General features: G+C 71.1%; 17 protein-coding genes and 1 pseudogene. 13 read left to right on the plus strand and 5 right to left on the minus strand.

Annotation, left to right across the window (positions count from 1 at the left end; genetic code table 11):
* Positions 1–127 precede the first annotated feature (127 nt).
* The 3 genes from bioD to J7E96_RS08120 all read left to right on the plus strand — a co-directional run bounded on the left by bioD (position 128) and on the right by J7E96_RS08120 (position 1,858).
* Entirely contained in the window at positions 128–823 is a 696-nt protein-coding gene (gene bioD, locus J7E96_RS08110) for a dethiobiotin synthase (protein ID WP_215128951.1), read from the plus strand.
* Between the two features lie 135 nt (positions 824–958).
* A complete protein-coding gene (locus tag J7E96_RS38690; RefSeq protein WP_251069590.1) occupies positions 959–1,108 on the plus strand; it encodes a VOC family protein in 150 nt (49 codons plus the stop codon).
* A 39-nt stretch (positions 1,109–1,147) separates the two neighbouring features.
* Positions 1,148–1,858, plus strand: a complete 711-nt coding sequence (locus J7E96_RS08120) for a class I SAM-dependent methyltransferase (protein WP_215128953.1) — start codon at positions 1,148–1,150, stop codon at positions 1,856–1,858.
* A 10-nt stretch (positions 1,859–1,868) separates the two neighbouring features.
* Here the strand turns inward: J7E96_RS08120 and J7E96_RS08125 are convergent, their stop codons facing one another.
* Positions 1,869–2,240, minus strand: coding sequence for a fic family toxin-antitoxin system, toxin component (locus tag J7E96_RS08125; RefSeq protein ID WP_215128955.1), 372 nt, complete (start codon positions 2,238–2,240; stop codon positions 1,869–1,871).
* Positions 2,237–2,464, minus strand: a complete 228-nt coding sequence (locus J7E96_RS08130) for an antitoxin (protein ID WP_215128958.1) — start codon at positions 2,462–2,464, stop codon at positions 2,237–2,239. Before J7E96_RS08130 ends, J7E96_RS08125 begins: the two co-directional genes overlap by 4 nt.
* 101 nt (positions 2,465–2,565) lie before the next feature.
* Between J7E96_RS08130 and J7E96_RS08135 the strand changes: the two genes are divergently transcribed.
* The 6 genes and pseudogenes from J7E96_RS08135 (at position 2,566) to mug (ending at position 8,506) form a co-directional block, all read left to right on the plus strand.
* Complete coding sequence (locus J7E96_RS08135; protein ID WP_215128960.1) at positions 2,566–2,991, plus strand: GNAT family N-acetyltransferase; 426 nt, start codon at positions 2,566–2,568, stop codon at positions 2,989–2,991.
* 158 nt (positions 2,992–3,149) lie between these two features.
* The gene (locus tag J7E96_RS08140) at positions 3,150–4,523 is read left to right on the plus strand and encodes a hemolysin family protein (protein WP_215128962.1); all 1,374 of its coding nucleotides are present in this window, start codon (positions 3,150–3,152) and stop codon (positions 4,521–4,523) included.
* On the plus strand, positions 4,520–5,542 hold the full coding sequence (locus J7E96_RS08145) for a hemolysin family protein (protein ID WP_215128964.1): 1,023 nt from the start codon (positions 4,520–4,522) through the stop codon (positions 5,540–5,542). The genes J7E96_RS08140 and J7E96_RS08145 overlap by 4 nt, the downstream gene beginning before the upstream one ends.
* Before the next feature lie 90 nt (positions 5,543–5,632).
* Positions 5,633–6,414, plus strand: a pseudogene (locus tag J7E96_RS08150) (SGNH/GDSL hydrolase family protein).
* A 96-nt stretch (positions 6,415–6,510) separates the two neighbouring features.
* On the plus strand, positions 6,511–7,953 hold the full coding sequence (purB, locus tag J7E96_RS08155; protein ID WP_215128966.1) for an adenylosuccinate lyase: 1,443 nt from the start codon (positions 6,511–6,513) through the stop codon (positions 7,951–7,953).
* Between the two features lie 10 nt (positions 7,954–7,963).
* Complete coding sequence (gene mug / locus J7E96_RS08160) at positions 7,964–8,506, plus strand: G/U mismatch-specific DNA glycosylase (protein WP_215128968.1); 543 nt, start codon at positions 7,964–7,966, stop codon at positions 8,504–8,506.
* Here the strand turns inward: mug and J7E96_RS08165 are convergent.
* Positions 8,503–8,952: a hypothetical protein gene (locus J7E96_RS08165; RefSeq protein ID WP_215128970.1), complete on the minus strand. Its 450-nt coding sequence runs from the start codon at positions 8,950–8,952 to the stop codon at positions 8,503–8,505. The genes mug and J7E96_RS08165 overlap by 4 nt on opposite strands.
* A 141-nt stretch (positions 8,953–9,093) precedes the next feature.
* On the opposite strand from J7E96_RS08165, the gene J7E96_RS08170 reads away from it, so the two are divergent.
* The gene (locus tag J7E96_RS08170) at positions 9,094–10,251 is read left to right on the plus strand and encodes an ROK family transcriptional regulator (RefSeq protein ID WP_215128972.1); all 1,158 of its coding nucleotides are present in this window, start codon (positions 9,094–9,096) and stop codon (positions 10,249–10,251) included.
* A 43-nt stretch (positions 10,252–10,294) separates the two neighbouring features.
* Here J7E96_RS08170 and J7E96_RS08175 read toward each other — a convergent pair whose 3' ends face one another.
* Together J7E96_RS08175 and J7E96_RS37165 are read right to left on the minus strand one after the other, a co-directional pair.
* A complete protein-coding gene (locus J7E96_RS08175; protein WP_215128974.1) occupies positions 10,295–11,059 on the minus strand; it encodes a GntR family transcriptional regulator in 765 nt (254 codons plus the stop codon).
* Positions 11,060–11,197: 138 nt separating this feature from the next.
* Positions 11,198–12,247 carry a sigma-70 family RNA polymerase sigma factor gene (locus tag J7E96_RS37165; RefSeq protein WP_308295872.1) on the minus strand — a complete coding sequence of 350 codons (1,050 nt, stop codon included), beginning with the start codon at positions 12,245–12,247 and terminating at the stop codon, positions 11,198–11,200.
* Positions 12,248–12,396: 149 nt separating this feature from the next.
* On the opposite strand from J7E96_RS37165, the gene J7E96_RS08190 reads away from it, so the two are divergent.
* The 3 genes from J7E96_RS08190 to J7E96_RS08200 all read left to right on the plus strand — a co-directional run bounded on the left by J7E96_RS08190 (position 12,397) and on the right by J7E96_RS08200 (position 16,523).
* Positions 12,397–13,227, plus strand: coding sequence for an alpha/beta fold hydrolase (locus tag J7E96_RS08190; RefSeq protein WP_215128976.1), 831 nt, complete (start codon positions 12,397–12,399; stop codon positions 13,225–13,227).
* 192 nt (positions 13,228–13,419) lie between these two features.
* Positions 13,420–15,024 carry an alkaline phosphatase gene (locus J7E96_RS08195; RefSeq protein ID WP_215128978.1) on the plus strand — a complete coding sequence of 535 codons (1,605 nt, stop codon included), beginning with the start codon at positions 13,420–13,422 and terminating at the stop codon, positions 15,022–15,024.
* A gap of 107 nt (positions 15,025–15,131) precedes the next feature.
* Positions 15,132–16,523 (plus strand): GNAT family N-acetyltransferase, encoded by a 1,392-nt coding sequence (locus tag J7E96_RS08200; RefSeq protein ID WP_215129243.1) that lies wholly within the window; start codon positions 15,132–15,134, stop codon positions 16,521–16,523.
* Positions 16,524–16,588 lie beyond the last annotated feature (65 nt).

Raw genomic sequence — 16,588 nt, forward strand, 5'->3', positions numbered from 1 at the left:
GATTCAGCCCCTCCGGCGTTTGAGGAGCGGGGTCTGGGGCGGAGCCCCAGTTACGGGAAGGGGCGGGCAGGGGAAAAAGCCCGCCACTCACGCCAGCCACAAGAAACAACCACCAGGAGCACACCGCATGCCTGTCATCGTCGTCAGCGGCACCGGAACCGAGATCGGCAAGACCATCGTCACGGCCGCACTCGCAGCCGTAGCCCAAAGCCAGGGCCGCACCGTCGCCGTACTCAAGCCCGCCCAGACCGGACTCACCCCTGGAGAGCCGGGAGACGCCCATGAGGTGGCGCGGCTCGCGGGCGACGACGTCGCGGCGGTCGAACTCGCCCGATTCCCCGAGCCCCTGGCACCCGCGACCGCCGCCCGCCGCGCCGGCCTGCCCCCCGTACTGCCGCAGGACATCGCCACGGCGGCAGCGAAGCTCGCCGCCGAGTACGACCTCGTACTCGTCGAAGGCGCCGGCGGCCTCCTCGTCCGCTTCGACGACGAAGGCGCCACCCTCGCCGACGCCGCCCGCCTCCTCGGCGCCCCCGTCCTGGTCGTCACCCCGGCCGCCCTCGGCACGCTGAACTCGACCGCGCTGACCGCCGAGGCCCTGCGCGCCCGCGACATCGAGATGCTCGGAGTCGTCGTCGGCAGCTGGCCCAGCGCCCCCGGCCTCGCCGAACGCTGCAATCTGACCGACCTGCCCGAAGCAGCCGGTGGAGCCCCCCTGCTCGGCGCCGTCCCGGAGGGCGCGGGAGCCCTGGCCCCCGCCGAATTCCGTGCCCGCGCCACGACTTGGGTCGCGCCCGCGCTCGGCGGCACCTGGCGCCCGTAGCACCGGTAGCCCGTAAGGTCGTCCCCATGCGAGCACGTATCGACGAGATCGTCTTCGACTGCGCGGAGCCGACCGTACTGGTCCGCTTCTGGGCCGCCCTGCTGGGCGGCGAACCTGCACGAGGGCGAGCTGGACCTGGCCACGGCGAGCGCCGAGGCGGAGCGCCTCGGGGCGACCAGAACCGGCGGCATCGTCGCCGACGAGGAAGGTTCCTTCCAGGTGCTGCTGGATCCGGAAGGCAACGAGTTCTGCTTCGTAAGCGGCGTGAGCGGCACTACGGGGTAGGAATCGCGGTAACCGTACGCCCGCCGGAGGAGGTCCGCGATGCCGAAGCGCCGCAGCAAGGTTCCCCGGGACGCCGTCCACCACCCGCTTTTCGCCCGTTTCTACGCCCGCGTCAGCGTGCTCTGCGACCTGAGAAGCGGCGTGGCCGCGCACCGCACGGAGCTGCTGTCCGGTCTGTCGGGCCGGGTCATCGAGATCGGCGCGGGCAACGGGCTGAACTTCGCCCATTACCCGGCGGCCGTATCCGAGGTCGTGGCGATCGAACCGGAGCGCAGCCTGCGCCAGTTGGCCGTGAAAGCGGCCCTGGACGCCGGTGTCCCGGTGGACGTCGTACCGGGCGCGGCCGAGGCGCTGCCGGTCAAGAGCGAGGCGTTCGACGCGGCGGTGGTGTCGCTGGTGCTGTGCAGCGTACGGGACGTACCGCGCGCGCTCTCCGAGATCAAGCGCGTGCTGCGGCCCGGCGGGGAGCTGCGCTTCTTCGAGCACGGCCGGGGCGAGGGGCGGGCCATGGTGACGGCGCAGCGGGTGCTGGACCGCACGGTATGGCCGCTGCTTTTCGGCGGGTGTCACACGGCGCGCGACCCGCTGGCGGGCATTGCGGCGGCGGGGTTCGAGATCGGCACCTACCGGCGGCTGTTCGTACCGGAGAAGGGCCCGCGGCTGCCGTCGTCGCCGTGTGTGCTGGGCGTGGCACACCGGCCGCCGGAACCCACGGAGCCGACCGCGCCCGGAGAGGGCGTCGCCTACTAGGCCAGCGCCCTCACAGGCTCCACTGCCGCAGTTCTTCCGCGATCACGCGCACGTCCGCCTTGCCCTCCTTGACGAGCCTGGCCAAGTCCCTGACCTGTTCGGGGGAGGTCACGACCTTCAGTCCGCAGGCGACGAGATAGCCGTAGGCGACGGCCGAGGCGAACATCGCGTTCGAGCGCTCCAGCGCCGGCACCTGCAGCAGCAGCTGGAGGAGGGCGGCCGCGCGGGCGGCCGGATCGCTGTAGACGGGGATGCCGAATATCTCCGCCTCGTGGCGGGCCACAGCGGCGACGAGCGCGCCCCAGTCGACCACCTGCGGGTCACCCGGGGTCTTGTGTTCGGCGATCATGAGGAGCCAGGCGAGGTCGATCCTGAGGCTCAACGCTTGCCTTCGCGCTCCGGGCCGAACTCCTCCACGAAGACCGATTCGTACTGCTTCATGAAGTCCGACGCGGCCTCGACGAAGGTACGTCCCACCTCGCCCGCGTCCTGTCGGACCAGCTCCTCGATGTAGCGGTTCACGCTCATCCCGCGCTGGAGGGCGCGCTGCCGCGCGGCCTCGGCGGTGGTCTCGTCCACCCGTACGTTCAGCTGAGTCTTTGCCACACCATCAAGCTAGCGCGGCGGCGCTAGCACCGGCAAGAGACCGCGCCAAGGGGTGAGAAAAATCGTCGACGCCGCGACGCGCGGGATGGTGGGATGCCACCATGGACGATCTTCGTATACGAGCCGCGGCACCCGGCGACCTCGACGCCGTACTGGCCTTCTGGAAGGACGCCGCCGAGGGCACGAGCATCAGCGACGACCGCGCGGGCGTCGAACGGCTGGTCGCCCGCGACCCCGATGCACTGATCCTCGCGGAGCTCGGCGGCGAGCTCGTCGGCACCGTCATCGCGGGCTTCGACGGCTGGCGCTGTCACCTGTACCGGCTGGCCGTACACCCCGGCCGGCGGCGGCGCGGCATCGGATCGGCTCTGCTCGCGGCGGCGGAGGAACGTTTCGTGGAGCTGGGAGGACGACGCGGCGACGCGATGGTCCTGACGGAGAACGAGCGCGCGCACCATGCATGGCGTGCCGCGGGTTACGCCCCGCAGCCGCAGTGGCGGCGGTGGATCAAGCCGCTCACCGACTGACTCGGGCGGCGTGTGGCGCAATTTGCCCGTCCTTTACCATGGGCGGATCATTCACCCCCATTTGAAAGGTGTGAGCGTCCGCCCATGGGCGAGCCTCCCAGTAGCCGACATCGCGCACTCCTCCCAGCCCTGCCCGATCATGGGACGGAGGTGAACCGATGACCGAAGTGCTTCTGCTCGCCGTGGCCGTGCTGCTCTCGCTCGCCTGTGGGGCGTTTGTCGCGGCGGAATTCTCGCTGACCACGATCGAGCGCGGAGACCTCGAGCGCGCCGTGGAGCGGGGCGAGCGGGGCGCGGCAAGCGCCCTCAAGGCCGTACGCAGCCTTACGTTCCAGCTCTCCGGCGCCCAGCTCGGCATCACCGTGACCAACCTCCTCGTCGGCATGCTCGCCGAGCCTTCCCTCGGCAAGCTGATCCGCGGTCCGCTCGAAGACGTCGGCCTCTCCCGCTCGGCATCGTCATCGGTGGCTCTCGTCATTGGTACGGCGCTCTCTACCGTCGTCCTGATGGTCGTCGGCGAGCTGGTGCCCAAGAACTGGGCGATCTCCTCGCCGCTGGGCGTGGCCAAGGTGGTCGCGGCCCCGCAGCGGATGTTCAGCCTGGCCTTCCGCCCGCTCATCAGCCACCTCAACGGCTCGGCGAACCGCATTGTGCGGCGCTTCGGCATGGAGCCGGCCGAGGAACTGGCGTCCGCCCGCACCCCCCAGGAGCTCGTCGCTCTGGCACGGCACTCCGCGCGGGAGGGCGCTCTGGAGGCCGACACCGCCGAGCTCTTCGTACGTACCCTCAACCTGGCCGAGCTGACGGCGGAGAACGTGATGACCCCGCGCGTGCAGGTCACCGCACTCGACATTCAGGCCACCGCGGAGGACGTGGCGAACGCGACCCGCGCGACCGGCCTGTCCCGCTTCCCCGTCTACCGGGGCAGCCTCGACTCGGTCGTCGGCATCGCGCACATCAAGGACGTACTGACCGTGCCCGCCGAGCGCAGGCCGTCGTACCCCGTCGCCTCTCTGGTGCGCGAGCCCCTGCTCGTACCGGAGTCGCTGACCGTGGACCGGCTCCTGGACCGGCTGTCGGGCAAGCACACCATGGCCGTCGTCATCGACGAGTACGGCGGCACGGCGGGGGTCGTGACGCTGGAGGACATCGTCGAGGAGGTCGTCGGCGAGGTGCGCGACGAGCACGATCCGCACGAGACGCCGGACCTCGCCCCGGCGGGCGAGGACGCCGACGGGCGGGTGCTGTGGTCGGCGGACGGTGCGGCCAGGACGGACCAGCTGGAGCGGGTCGGACTGCGGGTGCACGAAGGCCCGTACGAGACGCTCGCCGGGCTGGTCGCCAACGAGCTGGGACGCATCCCGGCCGTGGGCGACCGCATTGAACTGGCCGGGTGGCAGCTGGACGTGGTGGACGCGGCCGGCCGTCGCGCGGCGCGCGTGCTGCTGCACGCGCCGCTGCCGGGCGAGTCCGCTGACGGCGCCACTTCCGCCGACTCATTCGGCTCCGGGGAAAAGGAGGCCGGGCGATGACCGCGGTCCAGCTGCTCATCGGCCTGCTCACGCTGGTTGTCAACGCCTTCTTCGTCGGCGCGGAGTTCGCGCTGATCTCCGTACGCCGCAGCCAGATCGAACCGCAGGCCGAACGCGGGAACCGGCGGGCGCACAGCGTCCTTTGGGGGCTCGAACACGTCTCGGCGCTGCTCGCCGCTGCCCAGCTGGGCATCACGCTGTCCACCCTGGTGCTCGGCGTGGTCGCCGAGCCGGCCATCGCGCATCTGCTGGAGCCGGTCTTCCATGCCGTCGGTGTGCCGGACGGGCTGACGCACCTGATCTCGTTCGTCATCGCGCTCGCCCTGGCGACGTACCTGCACATGCTGTTCGGGGAGATGGTGCCGAAGAACATCGCGCTGGCCGAGCCGGTCAGGACCGCGCTGCTGCTCGGGCCGCCACTGGTGGCGCTGGCGCGGGCGCTGCGGCCGGTGATCTTCGCGATCAACGCCTTCGCCAACGCGCTGCTAAAGGTGCTGCGGGTGGAGACCAGGAACGAGGTGTCCGCGACGTTCACGGACGACGAACTGGCGCGCCTTGTCACGGACGCGGGCCACGCCGGCCTGCTCGACGACCGCGCGGCCGAGCGGCTGCACGACGCCCTGGAGCTGGGCCGGCGCCCGGTGCAGGACGTGATCATGCCGGTGGAGCGCGTGGTGTTCGCCCAGATAGGGACGACGCCGGAGGACCTGGAGCGGCTGTCGGCCGAGTCGGGGTTCTCCCGCTTCCCGGTGCTGGAGGGCCTGCGGATCCTGGGTTATCTGCATGTGAAGGACGCGCTGGACGCCGCACCGCGCAACGTGCCGTTCCCGGTCTCCGCGCTCCGGCCGATCGCCCGGGTGCGGGCGGCCACGCCGCTCGACGACGTACTCACCGCGATGCGGCGCAGCCGGACGCACCTGGCGGCGGTGCTGGGCGACGACGGCAATCCGGCGGGGCTGGTCACGATGGAGGACGTGCTGCGCGAGCTGGTGGGCCGTCCGGGTCAGCGGCAGTCCTAGGGGGCGCGCGGGCCTTCAGGGTTCCGCGCGTTCGCGCGCCGGCCGGCCACGACGAGGCGTCGCCATGGCCGGGATAGCATCGCTCCCGCCATGGAACCGAATGCCACATACACCAGTCTTGTCGCGGTCGGCGACTCGTTCACCGAGGGCATGTCGGACGCCCTGCCCGACGGCACGTACCGGGGCTGGGCGGATCTGCTCGCCGCGCGGCTCGCGGCGCGCACGCCACCGGTTTCCAGTACGCGAATCTCGCCGTACGGGGAAAGCTGATCGGCCAGATCGTCGCCGAGCAGGTCGACGTCGCGGCCGCCATGCGGGCGGACGTGGTGACGCTGGTGGGCGGGCTCAACGACACGCTCCGGCCGAAGGTCGACATGGGCAGGGTGTGCGGGCTCCTCGAAGAGGCGGCCGGGAAGCTGGCGCCGTCCTGCGGGCAGCTGGTGCTGATGCGCAGCCCCGGCCGCAACGGTCCGGTGATGGAGCGCTTCCGGCCGCGCATGGAGGAGCTGTTCGACTTCGTCGACGGGCTGGCGGCGCGCCACGGCGCCCTGGTGGTCGATCTGTACGGCGCCCCCGTGCTCGCCGACCCGCGGCTGTGGCATGCGGACCGGCTGCATCTGACGGCGGAGGGGCACCGGCGGGTCGCGGAGGCGGTGTGGCAGACGCTGGGTCTCGCGGCCGAGGACGACTGGCGCGCGCCGCTGGCGCCCGGCGTACTGCCCGGCTGGGCGGCGCGGCGCGGCAGTGACCTGCAGTTCGCGCGCGAACACCTGGTGCCGTGGATCGGGCGACGCGTCACGGGGCGTTCCTCGGGAGACGGGCGTCCGGCCAAGCGCCCCGACCTCCTGCCGTACGCCCCTCCCTCTCCGTAGCGCGTCTGTCGTCACGCTGATCGTTGACGTCTCGTAGGTAGCCACAAACGGGACCGCGGCGCTGGCCTGCAGAAACCGCCAGTAGAATCTGGTCACGTGACTGCTGCTCCTGCGAAGCCTCGCATCCCCAATGTCCTGGCCGGCCGCTACGCCTCCACGCAACTCGCCGTCCTGTGGTCCCCCGAGGAGAAGGTGAAGCTGGAGCGCCGGCTGTGGCTCGCCGTGCTCCGTGCTCAGAAGGACCTCGGCATCGAGGTGCCCGACGAGGCCCTCTCCGACTACGAGCGTGTGCTCGACCAGGTCGACCTGGCGTCGATCGCCGAGCGCGAGAAGGTCACGCGCCACGACGTGAAGGCGCGGATCGAGGAGTTCAACGCGCTCGCGGGCCACGAGCAGATCCACAAGGGCATGACGTCCCGCGACCTCACCGAGAACGTCGAGCAGCTTCAGATCCGGCTCTCGCTGGAGCTGATGCGCGACCGTACGGTCGCCGTCCTCGCCCGCCTCGGCAAGCTGTCCGGTGAGTACGCGGAGCTCGTCATGGCGGGCCGCTCGCACAACGTCGCGGCCCAGGCCACGACGCTCGGCAAGCGCTTCGCGACGGCGGCCGACGAGCTGCTGGTGGCGTACGGGCGCCTTGAGGAGCTGCTCGGCCGCTACCCGCTGCGCGGGATCAAGGGCCCGGTCGGTACGGCGCAGGACATGCTGGACCTGCTGGGCGGGGACGCCGAGAAGCTGGCGGACCTGGAGCAGCGGATCGCCGTTCACCTCGGCTTCTCGCAGGCCTTCACCTCGGTGGGTCAGGTGTACCCGCGCTCGCTGGACTACGAGGTCGTCACCGCGCTGGTGCAGCTGGCGGGCGCTCCCTCCTCCGTTGCCAAGACCATCCGGCTGATGGCCGGGCACGAGCTGGTGACCGAGGGCTTCAAGCCCGGCCAGGTCGGCTCGTCCGCGATGCCGCACAAGATGAACACCCGCTCCTGCGAGCGTGTGAACGGCCTCATGGTGATCCTTCGCGGCTACGCCTCGATGACGGGTGAGCTGGCGGGCGACCAGTGGAACGAGGGCGACGTGTCGTGCTCGGTGGTACGCCGGGTCGCGCTGCCCGACGCGTTCTTCGCCTTCGACGGCCTGCTGGAGACCTTCCTGACGGTGCTCGACGAGTTCGGCGCCTTCCCTGCGGTTGTGGCGCGCGAGCTGGACCGCTACCTCCCCTTCCTCGCGACGACCAAGGTGCTCATGGCTTCGGTACGGGCCGGGGTCGGCCGCGAGGTCGCGCACGAGGCCATCAAGGAGAACGCCGTCGCCTCCGCCCTGGCGATGCGCGAGCAGGGCGCCGAGCGCAACGAGTTGCTGGACAAGCTCGCGGCCGACGAGCGGATCCCGCTGGACCGGGCCCAGCTGGATGAGCTGATGGCCGACAAGCTGTCCTTCACCGGGGCAGCGGCGCAGCAGGTCGGCGCCGTGGTTTCGCGTATCGAGGAGATCGTCAAGCAGCATCCCGAGGCCGCGGCGTACGCCCCCGGATCGATCCTCTGAGCCGCGCGGCATGACACCCGAAGAACTCCTGGCCGCGCGCGACCGCCTCGTCCCCGACGTGGTCGCGGGCGGCCTGCGGGTGCTTTTCTGCGGCATCAACCCCGGGTTGATGTCGGCCGCTACGGGCCACCACTTCGCCCGCCCCGGCAACCGCTTCTGGCCGGTACTGCATCTCTCGGGTTTCACCCCCCGGCAGTTGAAGCCGGCCGAGCAGGACGAGCTCCTTTCCCATGGCCTTGGCATCACCAATGTGGTGGCCAGGGCGAGCGCGCGGGCCGACGAGATAGGCGACGCGGAATTCCGCGAGGGCGGCCGGATCCTGACGGAGAAGGTCGAACTGCTCCGGCCGAAGTGGCTCGCGGTGGTCGGCATCACCGCTTACCGCACGGCCTTCGGTGAGCGGAAGGCGTCGGTCGGCCCGCAGGAGCGGATGATCGGCGAGACCCGCGTATGGGCCCTGCCGAATCCCAGCGGGCTCAACGCCCACTGGACCGTACAGACCATGGCCGAGGAGTACGCCCGGCTGAGGGCCGCGTCGCAGGCGAGCGGCTAGGGCGGGTCTATCTCGGTGACGACCGCCAGCAGCTCGTACGACGGCCCCTCGTTCTCCAGGGCCAGTCCCACCGCGACCCACCTGCCGTCGGCCCGCCAGATGTGCAAGAGTTCGAACCCGGCGCTCAACTCGTCCCAGGGCGCGGGTATCTCCTCTCCCAAGATGCTCCGTTCCAGCACACTCCACAGGCTGAACACCTGGGGCTCACCCCACCTGCCGCCGAACACGGCCAGCAGCGCCTCGTACTCCGCCACGCACTGCTCCCGCAACTCCAGACGCTGAGCGGCGTCCTCGTCCCCCAGCTCGTCCACCAGCTCGTCGGCCGCGCTCAGCTCCGCCGTGTGATAGCCGGGTCCGCTGAAGCCGGTGTCCGACCTGCGGCGCTTTGCCGGGAATTCCTGTGCGCGCAGCAGGTCTATGAGGGCGAGATACCGTGCGGTGCTCATGCCGTCAGTAAACCCGCCGCCACTGACAATTGGCCCGCCGTCAGGCGTCACGACGGCGCGCCTGCCCGGGCGGCGGGCGCAGTGCTCGGAGCCAGCGAGTACGATCCGGCAGAACAAGCGCGCGAGCTGGGAGGACACACCGTGGGGCGGTTGACCGGCGGGGACCCCTCCTTGCTGCGGCGGATCAATTCCGCTGTGGTGCTGCACGCCCTGCGGGGCGCCGGCTCGCCCACGCTCACCGACCTGACCCGCATCACGGGCCTCTCCCGGCCGACGGTCGAGGGTGTGGTCGAGGGGCTGATGGAGACCGGGCTCGTCGTCGAGGCCCCGCCCGAGGACGGCGAGGCGCGGCGGCAGGGACGGCCGGCGCGGAGGTTCCGGTTCCGCGCCGAGGCGGGGCACCTGATGGGCGTCGAGATCGGTCCGCACCGCATCGCTGCCCTGCTCTCGGGCCTCGACGGCCGTGTCATCGGCGCCGGCTCACGCACGGTGTCCGAGACCGCCTCCGCGGACGAGCGGCTGGAGCGGGTGCGCGCCATGGTCGCCGACGTACTGCGCCGAGCCGGTGTTCCCCGCAGCTCCCTGCGTGCCGTCGGGGTGGGAACCCCCGGCATTGTGGAGGCCGACGGGACCGTACGGCTGGGCACGGCACTCCCCGACTGGACCGGGCTGCCGCTCGGCGAGCGGCTCCGCCGGTCGTTCCGCTGCCCCGTACTGGTCGAGAACGACGCCAACGCGGCGGCGGTCGCCGAGCACTGGAAGGGCGCCGCCGTCGACTCCGACGACATCGTCTTCGTACTGGCCGGGCTGAGCCCGGGCGCGGGATCGCTGATCGGCGGGCGGCTGCACCGGGGCTTCGGCGGCGCGGCCGGCGAGATCGGAGCGCTGCATCTGCTGGGCCGCGAGGTCACGCCGGAGATGCTGCTGTCGACGACGGACGAGCCGGTGCTCCCCCTCGACGAACAGGCCGTGGCCACCGTCTTCCGGCGCGCCAGGCAGGGTGACTCCGCCGCGCAGGAGGCCGTCGAGCGGTTCATCCAGCGGCTGGTGCACGATGTGGCGGCGCTGGTCCTGGCGCTCGACCCCGAGCTGGTCGTGATCGGCGGGTGGGCGGCCGGCATCGACGGCGTACTGGAGCCGCTGCGCGGCGAGTTGGCGCGCTACTGCCTGCGTCCGCCCCGAGTCGCGCTGTCGGTGCTGGGTGAGGCGGCGGTGGCGACGGGGGCGCTGCGCCTGGCCCTCGACCATGTCGAGGAAGAACTCTTCGCCGTCGAGAAAACGGTGACGGCCCGCCGCTGAGTGCGACGGGCCGTACCGTACGACGGTCGGGCTCACTGCGAATTCAGGAGGCCCTGCGCTCCTGCGTGTGGTGACTGATCTCCACGTCGCCCGAGTCACCGAAGGTGAGCCGGCAGGTGTCCGCCCGGTAGGTGGCCACCGAGACGGCGGCGGTCCTGCCCTCGGCGAAGTATCGCGTGGTGACGACGAGGACGGGCGCGCCCGGCAGGCGGTCGAGCTCCTTGGCGTCGTCCGCGCGGGCCGAGCCGAGCTCGACGGCGCGGTCCTGGCCGTCCATTCCGAGGCGCTGCAGCTCCCGCAGCACGCTCCGCGCGCGGGCGGCGCCCGAGGGCGCTTCGATGGCCGCGAGGTCCGGCACGGAGGCTACCGGCACGTACAGCAGCTCGGCCGCGACCGGCTGGCCGTGCGATACGCGGATCCGGCGGACCGTGTGGACCTCGTCCTGGCAGCCGCCGCCGAGCATGCGGGCCACTGCCACCGGGGGTACGGCACTGGTGCAGTCGAGGGGCTGCCAGGAGTCGCCGGTCGCTTCCGGCCAGCCGTGCTGCGACGTACCGACGTCCACACCCACGCGCGGCGGGGCGACGGTCGTACCCACGCCGCGGCGGCGCTGCAAGCGGCCTTCCAGCTCCAGCTGTTCGAGCGCCTGGCGGAGCGTGGCCCGCGCGACGCCGAAGCGGGCGGCGAGTTCGCGCTCGTTGGGCAGGATCTCACCGACCGCGAAATCGGAGTCGAGCGCCTCGCTGAGCACGGTCTTGAGGTGCCAGTACTTCGGCTCCGGCACCGTATCGAGCTGCGTGGTCCCCACCCTGATCCTCCGCAATCGGCCTGGTCCCCGGGCGAGTTTCCGCGCCCTTGTTTATTAAAGGTTCCTGCACTAACTCTGCGACCATAAGTCCGGCGTCTGCCTTGGTCAAGACCAATCAGCGCAGGACGGGCGCTTCCCTTACACGGCGAGTGCGGTAAGTTTGTCCGGATTCCGCACGATGTAGATGCACTGGATGAGGCCGTCCACGACGTCGAGCTGGAAGACCGAGTCGGGCTTTCCGCCGGACAGGACGAGCAGCGCCGGACCGCCGTTGACTTCCAGGAAGCGGAACTCGCCCTCGGGGATGCCCTTCCTGGCCGCCCCGAAGAGGAACCGGCCCACCTTGTCGGCGCTCTCGATGACCCGCAGCGGTGCCTTGGCCTTGCCGCCGCTGTCGCCGACGAGCCTAACGTCCGGCGCGAGCAGAGCGAGCAGCGCGTCTAGGCCCGGACTTCGCGGGTCGCTGAAAAGGTTCGCCGCAGCGGCTCTTCGGCGTCCGAACCCGACCGGATCGGACCGGCATTGCGATCGCCGTTGCGGACCGGACTGAGCGGCGATCGGTCGTGACCAGTTGATCTTCACGATCGGGTGACCTGCGAAGTACGGGTCTAGGTCTCCTCCCGACGCGGCGGCGAGGAACCGTTCAGTGAGGTCGCGGCGTTCCGCGGGATCCACGTCGAAGCGGGGCCTGCGTTCCCCGACATGCCGCCGGGCGCGTCCCGCGAGCTGCCGTACGGCCGATTCCGAGCGTTCCAGGGTGGCTGCGATTTCGCCGTACGGGAAGCCGAAAGCCTCCCGCAGTACGAACACCGCGCGCTCCAGCGGGGAGAGCGACTCGAGAACGACGAGTACCGCGAGCGAGACGGAGTCGGCGAGAACCGCACGTTCCGCGGCGTCCTCGACGCTCGCACCGAAGTCCGTTTCGAGCGGCTCCGGGAGCCACGGTCCGACGTACGCCTCGCGCCGCGCCTGTACGTGCCGCAGCCGGTCGATGGCGAGGCGGGTGGTGATCCGCACCAGATAGGCACGTGGTTCCCGTACGTCGTCGCGCGCCTGGGCCGACCAGCGCAGCCACGCCTCCTGCACGACGTCCTCGGCGTCGGCGACGCGGCCGAGCATCCTGTAGGCCACCCCGGTCAGAACGGGGCGGTGCTGTTCGAAGACGTCGGTCACGGTGTCGGCAGTCACTCCTCCATCCCATCCGACCGTTCGCGCCGTGTCCAGGCAGCACGGGTGCGTCGCGGCCGGAACTGTCCGGCCTCTTGAACTCCAAGCTACTCGGCGGTAATTGTTGCTGACACGTTGTCTAGCCCCGACCCCACCCAGGGAGCAGCAGCATGGCCGCAAAGGTCTCCTTCAGCATCGAGTCCCCCACGGGCAGCCACACGCTCTCCGTCGCGTACGAACGGGCGGGCGCCGGCGAGCCGCTGCTGCTCCTCCACGGCATAGGCCATCACTGGCAGGCGTGGCAGCCGGTGCTCTCCGCGCTGGCCGCCGAACGCGACGTGATCGCCGTCGACCTGCCCGGTTTCGGCGGATCGACCGCGCTCCCCGACGGCCTGTCCTACGACCTGTCGACGGTCGTTCCCGTGCTCGGTTCGCTGTGCGAGGCGCTGGGCATAGAGCGCCCCCATGTGGCGGGAAACTCCCTCGGTGGCCTGCTCGCCCTGGAGTTGGGCCGCGAAAGGCTCGTGCGGTCGGTGACGGCGCTGTCCCCCGCCGGTTTCTGGACGGAGAGCGAGCGCCGCTACGCCTTCGGCACGCTGCGCGGGATGCGGTTCGGGGCTCAGAACCTCCCGCTGCCCGTCGTGGAGCGCATGGCGCGCACGGCCGTCGGCCGGGCCGCCCTCACCAGCACCATCTACGCGCGGCCCGGATGGCGTTCACCGGAGGCCGTCATCGCCGAGACCGTGGCGCTGCGCGACGCTTCCGGGTTCACCGAGACGCTCTCGGCGGGCCGCCGCGTCCTGTTCACCGACGACGTTCGCGGCATACCCGTCACCGTGGCCTGGGGCAGCCGCGACCGGCTGCTACCACGCCGCCAGGGCCTCAGGGCCAAGCACGCGATCCCCGGCGCCCGGCTTGTCAGGCTGCCCGGCTGCGGCCACGTTCCGATGAACGACGACCCCGCGCTGGTGGCCCGCGTCATCCTCGACACCAGCAGCTGACACGCCCTCGTCGCAGGACGGAAGCGTACGACTGGTGCTCGGGTACGGGTACGGCGCGGCTGTAGCGGGGCGTGTCGGACCGGTTCCCTGGAAGGGGGGCCAGTTGTTCACTTGTGGTTCGTGTGGCTGCCGTGGCCGGGCACTAGGCATGGCGTCGCATGCCCGGACCGAACCGTCACTGGAGGCGCATCGATGCCGTACCGCCGACCGCAGAGCCAGCCGCAGAGCCAGTCCCCCGACCGACGCACCGTCCTGCGCGGCTCGCTGGCCGCCTCGGCCGCGCTCGCCCTGCCCGCCGCCGCCGCGCCCGCCCAGGCCCTTTCCGGCCGTCCCCGCGCCGCGTGGGGCGTACAGACGGGCGATGTCACCTCCTCGTCGGGACTGGTGTGGGTACGGTCCGACCGCCCGGCCCGGATGGTCGTGGAGACATCCGCGACCGAGTCCTTCCGCCACTCCCGCAGATGGCACGGGCCGCTGCTCGGCCCCGGTACGGACTTCACCGGGACGACGTCGCTGCGCGGACTGCCGGCGGGCGAGCAGGTGCACTACCGGGTCACCCTCGCCGATCCCGACGATCCCCGGCGCACCGGGGAAGCGTTCCAGGGAACGTTTCGTACGGCGTCCGTCAAACGACGCGACGGTGTGCGCTTCCTGTGGTCGGGCGACATCGCGGGACAGGGGTGGGGCATCAACCCCGACATCGGCGGCTACCGCGTGTACGAGGAGATGCGCCGCCTCGATCCGGACTTCTTCCTGTGCAGCGGCGACACGGTCTACGCGGACGGTGTCATCCATCCGAGCGTGACACTGCCGGACGGCCGGGTGTGGCGGAACATCACCACCCGGGAGAAGGCGAAGGTCGCCGAAACGCTGGACGAGTTCCGCGGCAACTTCCGCTACAACCTGCTGGACGAGAACGTACGCCGTTTCAACGCGCAGGTGCCCTCCATCGTGCAGTGGGACGACCACGAGGTACGCAACAACTGGTACCCCGGTCAGATCCTCGACGACGCCCGCTACACGGAGAAGAACGTCGACGTACTCGCGGCGCGGTCGATGCGCGCGTTCAGCGAGTGCTTCCCCCTTTCCACCCTCCCCCCGCGCGGGGAGGGTGGAAAGGGGACCGGCGGCCGCGTCTACCGGGTGGTCAGGCAGGGCCCCCTGCTCGATGTCTTCGTGCTCGACATGCGGACGTACCGCAACGCCAACTCCCCCGGCCGGCAGCCCGACGACGCGACCGGAATCCTCGGCGCCGAGCAGCTCACCTGGCTGAAGCGGGAGTTGTCGCGCTCCCGCGCGGTGTGGAAGGTGATCGCCTCCGACATGCCGCTGGGGATCGTCGTCCCGGACGGGGCCGCCAACTTCGAGGCGGTCGCACAGGGCGATCCCGGTGCGCCGCTGGGCAGGGAGCTCCAGATCGCCGAACTCCTGCGCCACATCAAGCACGCCCGTATCACCGGGACCGTGTGGCTCACCGCCGATGTGCACTACACATCGGCTCAGCACTACGACCCGTCCCGCGCGGCCTTCAAAGACTTCGCGCCCTTCTGGGAGTTCGTGTCCGGGCCGCTGGCCGCGGGCGGCTTCCCCGCGACCCGGCTCGACGCCACCTTCGGCCCGGACCAGGTCTTCCTGAAGGCACCGACGCGCGCGAACGTCTCGCCCATGGAGTCCCCGCAGCATTTCGGCGAGGTCGAGATCGACGGCGGGAGTGGGGAGCTGACGGTGCGGCTGCGCGCCGAGGGAAACGTGGTGTTGTTCAGCAAGGTGCTTCAACCTGGCCGGGTCGGCCTCTGATTTGATTGAAAACGGTCACTAACTGCCCAGAAGCACACTTAACCCGCCAGTCACAAAGCGTTCGTGATCACGCAACACCGCTCGGTCACAGTGGTGCCATGACGAACATGACCGAAGTGACCAAGAGGGCCCGCCGCACGCACCACTGGCGGCGGGATCTCGTCGAGCTGGCTGCCCTGTTCACGGCGGTGGCCGTCGCCGATGCCGTCGCGAACACGATCGTGCACGGACCGGACGGGCCGTACCTCCTGGTGATCTCGGCCGTGGTGCTGACCGCCACGGCCGGGTTCCACACCTGGTGGGCACGACGGCACAGCCATGCTCCGCCGCCGGCCGGTGCTGGTACGAGCGCCGCGGGTACGAGCATCACCACCGGCACCCCCGACACCGCAGCCCCCGCCCCCGAAACCGCCCTGTGGCGGATGCGTACCACCGTCAGGGACGAGCCCGGCAGCCTCGCGCTGCTGTGCACCGCCCTGGCCCGGCACCGGGTGGACATCCTCACCCTCCAGACGCACCCGCTCGCCGAAGGCACGGTCGACGAACTGCTGCTGCGCGCCCCCGCGACCCTCCAGGCCAACCAGCTCACCCGTGAGATCGCGGCTGCCGGCGGCACCGACACCTGGCTGGAACGCGCCGACGCCCACGACCTGGTCGACGCCCCCACCCGGGTGCTCGGCCTCGCCACCCGCACCGCGCTCGATGCCGCGGAACTGCCGCTGGCCCTGCGTCAGTTGCTCGGCCGCTGCACCATCCATTCGCTGCCCGCGACCACCCTCACCGGCCGCCCCACCGGCGAGACGGCACCGGTCGAAGGTGTACTCGACGGTACGGTGATGAAACTGCGCGACCCGTCCGGTGGGGCCATCACCATCGAGCGCCACTACCTGCCCTTCACCCCGACCGAGTTCGCCCGCGCCCGCGCCCTCGTCGAGCTCGACGCCCGCCTCGGCCCGCGCATCCCCCGCAGCGAGGACGTCCTGACCCTCCCCGAAGGCAACGAGATCACCGTACGCAGGGCCGGACTCGACGACCTCGCAGCCGCCCGCGCCATGCACGACCGCTGCGGCGACCGCACCCTGAGCCTGCGCTACCACGGCCCGGTGGGCGACGCCGACCGCTACCTCGGCCACCTCCTCAGCCCCCGCTTCGGCCGCACCCTCGCCGTCCAGACCGCGTCCGGCCGTCTCGTCGCCCTCGGCCACCTGCTGTGGGACGGGGACGAGACCGAGGTGGCGCTGCTCGTCGAGGACGCGTGGCAGCGCCGCGGCATCGGCTCCGAGCTGCTGCGACGCCTGGTGGCGCTCGCCGTCGAGGCGGGCTGCGAGAGCGTGTACGCCGTCACCCAGTCGTCCAACACCGGCATGGTCGCGGCCATGCGCGGCCTCGGCCTGCCCCTCGACTACCAGATCGAGGAGGGCACGCTGGTGGTCACCGCGCGGCTGGCCGCGTCGTCGACGACGACGACCGTACGACCGCGTACCGCCCAGCAGCGCTGAGCGCCTCGCACAGCTCCCGCCACAGATCCTCAACGTCCTGCGGCCGGCCGCCGTGCCAGTTCGGC

Origin of the sequence: Streptomyces sp. ISL-96, from assembly GCF_018614035.1 — a bacterium.
GTDB lineage: Bacteria > Actinomycetota > Actinomycetes > Streptomycetales > Streptomycetaceae > Streptomyces.

Bases quoted from the DNA above. Each gene is read 5' to 3' on its own strand.
- bioD (WP_215128951.1), top strand. From the start codon at position 128: ATGCCTGTCATCGTCGTCAGCGGCACCGGAACCGAGATCGGCAAGACC.
- J7E96_RS08120 (WP_215128953.1), top strand. From the start codon at position 1,148: ATGCCGAAGCGCCGCAGCAAGGTTCCCCGGGACGCCGTCCACCACCCG.
- J7E96_RS08135 (WP_215128960.1), top strand. From the start codon at position 2,566: ATGGACGATCTTCGTATACGAGCCGCGGCACCCGGCGACCTCGACGCC.
- J7E96_RS08140 (WP_215128962.1), top strand. From the start codon at position 3,150: ATGACCGAAGTGCTTCTGCTCGCCGTGGCCGTGCTGCTCTCGCTCGCC.
- J7E96_RS08145 (WP_215128964.1), top strand. From the start codon at position 4,520: ATGACCGCGGTCCAGCTGCTCATCGGCCTGCTCACGCTGGTTGTCAAC.
- mug (WP_215128968.1), top strand. From the start codon at position 7,964: ATGACACCCGAAGAACTCCTGGCCGCGCGCGACCGCCTCGTCCCCGAC.
- J7E96_RS08165 (WP_215128970.1), bottom strand. From the start codon at position 8,952: ATGAGCACCGCACGGTATCTCGCCCTCATAGACCTGCTGCGCGCACAG.
- J7E96_RS08190 (WP_215128976.1), top strand. From the start codon at position 12,397: ATGGCCGCAAAGGTCTCCTTCAGCATCGAGTCCCCCACGGGCAGCCAC.
- J7E96_RS08195 (WP_215128978.1), top strand. From the start codon at position 13,420: ATGCCGTACCGCCGACCGCAGAGCCAGCCGCAGAGCCAGTCCCCCGAC.
- J7E96_RS08200 (WP_215129243.1), top strand. From the start codon at position 15,132: ATGACCGAAGTGACCAAGAGGGCCCGCCGCACGCACCACTGGCGGCGG.